1 protein-coding gene is annotated in these 3,447 nt (G+C 74.0%); it reads right to left on the minus strand.

All coding sequences use genetic code 11. The annotated features are described in order from the left end of the window. On the minus strand, positions 1-3,447 hold a 3,447-nt coding region (locus E0F75_RS39635), incomplete at both ends, for a type I polyketide synthase (RefSeq protein ID WP_308189671.1).

The following is a 3,447-nucleotide window of genomic DNA, read 5'->3' on the forward strand; positions in this document are numbered from 1 at the left end:
GCCCGGATCACGCGTTCCTGTGCGGGGCCGCTGGGTGCGGTGAGTCCGTTGGACGCGCCGTCCTGGTTGACGGCCGTGCCGGCGACCACGGCAAGGACCTCATGACCGAGGCGTCGGGCGTCGGACAGCCGCTCGACGACCAGGACACCGACGCCCTCGGCCCACGCCGTGCCGTCGGCGTCGGCGGAGAACGACTTGATGCGGCCGTCGGTCGCGAGCCCCCGCTGACGCGAGAACTCGATGAACGTGTTGGGGGTGGACATCACCGCGGCGCCACCGGCGAGGGCGAGCGAGCACTCGCCGGACCGGAGAGCCCGTACGGCCAGGTGCAACGCCACCAGGGACGACGAGCACGCCGTGTCCACCGTGAGCGCCTGACCCTGCAGGCCGAGCGTGTAGGCCACCCGGCCGGTGGCGACACTGCCGGCCGTGCCGGTCAGGAAGTGGCCCTCGGCCTCCTCCGGGAGCCGGCCGCCACCGCCGTAGTCGTGGTACATCACGCCGGCGAACACACCGGTGTCGCTGCCGTGCAGCGTTCCGGGGGCGATTCCCGCCCGCTCCAGGGCCTCCCACGACACTTCGAGGAGCAGCCGCTGCTGCGGGTCCATCGCCAGCGCCTCACGCGGCGAGATCCCGAAGAACGCGGGGTCGAACTCGCCGGCCTCGTGGAGGAAGCCGCCGCGCCGCACGTAGGACGTGCCGGAGTGGTCCGGGTCCGGGTGGTAGAGACCGTCGAGGTCCCAGCCCCGGTCGGTCGGGAAGTCCGAGATCACGTCACGCTGCTCGGCGACGACCTGCCACAGTCCCTCGGGGGAGTCCACCCCGCCCGGGAAGCGGCAGCCCATGCCGACGATCACGATCGGGTCGTCGTCCGCACGCGGTGCGATGGCGGCGACGGGCCGCGGGGCGGCACTCTCGGCGCGTTCCCGCGCGAGCGCGAGCGTGAAGTCGACGACGGCGGCCGGCGTCGGGTGGTCGAAGACGAGGGTCGCCGGGAGGCGCAGCCCGGTCGCGGAGTTGAGGCGGTTCCGCAGCTGCACGGCGAGCAGCGAGTCGACGCCGAAGCTCTTGAACGGCTGGTCCGGGTCGATCCCGTCCGCCGAGTCGCGGCCGATGACCGCGGCGAGCTGGGTGTTGACGAGGTCGAGCAGCAGTCGGCGGCCCTCCTCCTCGGACAGCCGGCCGAGCCTGCGGCGCAGGCCGGACTCGCCGGCGCGCCGCTGCGGGACCCGTACCAGCGAGCGCAGCACCGGGGACAGGGTCCCGTTGAGCGCGTCGGAGCGCAGTGCGGCCGGGTCGAGCCTGGCCGGTACGAGCATCGCCGCGTCGTCGCCGAGAGCCCGGTCGAGGAGTTCGAGGCCCTGCTCGTTGGAGAGCGGGGCGATGCCGCGCGTCGAGAGGGTGCTGTCGTCCAAGTGTCCGGTGAGACCGGTGCGTTCGGCCCACAGGCCCCAGGCGAGCGAGGTCGCGGGGAGACCGGCGGACCGGCGGCGGGCGGCCAGCGCGTCGAGGAAGACGTTGCCGGCGGCGTAGTTGGCCTGGCCGGGGTTGCCGAGCACGCCCGCGACGGAGGAGAAGAGGACGAACGCCGCGAGGTCCTGGTCGGCGGTGAGCTCGTCGAGGTGTGCGGCGGCGTCCACCTTGGGTCGCAGCACGGCGGCGAGCCGGTCCGGGGTCAGCGACTCGATCACACCGTCGTCGAGGAGGCCCGCGGTGTGGACGACGGCGGTGAGCCGTACGTCGGTCAGGAGCCGGGCGAGCGCGTCGCGGTCGGCGGTGTCGCAGGCGGCGAGGGTGACCTCCGCGCCCAACGCGGTGAGTTCGGCCGCGAGTTCCCCGGCACCCGGGGCATCGGGTCCGCGGCGGCTGACGAGGAGCAGGCGGCGGGCGCCGTGCTCGGTGACCAGGTGCCGTGCGACCGAGGCGCCGAGGACGCCGGTTCCGCCGGTGATGAGCACGGAGCCGTCCGGGTCGAGCGGGGCGGCACCGGCCGGGTCGGGGACGGCGGTGTGCCGGACGAGCCGGGGGGCGAGGACCGTGCCCGCCCGCAGGGCGAGCTGCGGCTCGGCGAGTACGGCCCCGGGAACGGTGTCGACGTCGTGCGCCGAGTCCGGATCCGTGTCCAACAACGAGAAGCGGTCGGGGTGTTCGGACTGAGCGGTCCTGATCAGGCCCCACACGGTGGCCTGGGCGGGGTTCGTGACATCGGGGCCGGTGGCCCCGTCGGTCAGCACCAGGAGTCGGGAGCCGGTGAAGCGGGCCTCGGCCAGCCATTCCTGGACCAGGGCCAGCGCCCAACCCGCCGCGCGGTGCGCGTGTTCGGCGAGGCCGGCCCCTGTGCTGTCGGAGTCCTGCGTCGAGCCCGGACATCGTACGGCGACGAGCTGCGGCACGGGATCCGGCACCTCGGACAGATCGGCGACCAGACACACGTCGACGTCGGTCGCGGTGGCCTGGACCGGCTGCCACTCCAGGCGGAACAGCGCGTCGGTGCCGCGCGCGGCGGACAGGTCGGCGGTGAACGGCCGCATCGTGACGGAATCCGCGGACAGCACGGGCTTGCCCGCGCCGTCGCTGACGCGCAGGCTCACCCCGTCCTCGCCCTTGGCCCTGAGCCACACCCGCAGGGTGTCCGCGCCCTCGGTGTGGCGGGTGACGCCGGACCAGGAGAACGGCAGGACCGTTCCGCCGTCCTCGTGCAGCAGGCCGACCGCGTGCAGAGCGGCGTCCAGCACGGCCGGGTGGACGCCGAAGGAAGCGGCGTCGAGCTCGGCGGGCAGGCTCACCTCGGCGAAGACGTCACGGCCGCCGCGCCAGGCGGCACGCAGCCCCTGGAAGGCGGGGCCGTAGTCGTAGCCCGCTTCCGAAAGCGTGTCGTAGCGGGTCTCGACGTCGATCTCGTGGGCGCCGGGCGGCGGCCACTCGGCGAGGTCGAAGTCCGCCGTCTCGTCGTCGATGTCGAGCAGTGCCGCGGCGTGCCGCGTCCACGGAACCCCCGCCTCGGCGTCCTGCGGTCGCGAGTGCACGGCCAGCTCCCGCTGCCCGTTCGCGTTCGGCGGTTCGACGGTCACCCGGAGCTGCACGGCCTCGTCGGGCGGCAGCACCAGGGGTGCCTGGAGGGTGAGTTCGGAGAGCCGTCGCCAGCCCATCCGGGCGCCCACGGCCATCGAGAGTTCGAGGAACGCGGTACCGGGCAGCAGGACCGTGCCGTGCACGGCGTGATCGGCGAGCCACGGCTGGGTGTCGAGGCCGAGCCGCCCCGTGTACACCAGCCGGTCCTCCTCGACGAGTTCGACCACGGCGCCCAGCAGCGGGTGCCCTGCCGGGTTCAGGCCGAGTCCCCGGGCGTCCGTCGCGGCCGGCTCGGGCTCGAGCCAGTAGTGCTGGCGTTGGAAGGGGTAGGAGGGGAGTTCGACGGTGTGGGCCTGGTAGGGGGCCAGGAGTGTG

The organism is Streptomyces sp. CB02980 (genome assembly GCF_014451325.2).
In the GTDB taxonomy this organism is placed as follows: Bacteria; Actinomycetota; Actinomycetes; order Streptomycetales; family Streptomycetaceae; genus Streptomyces.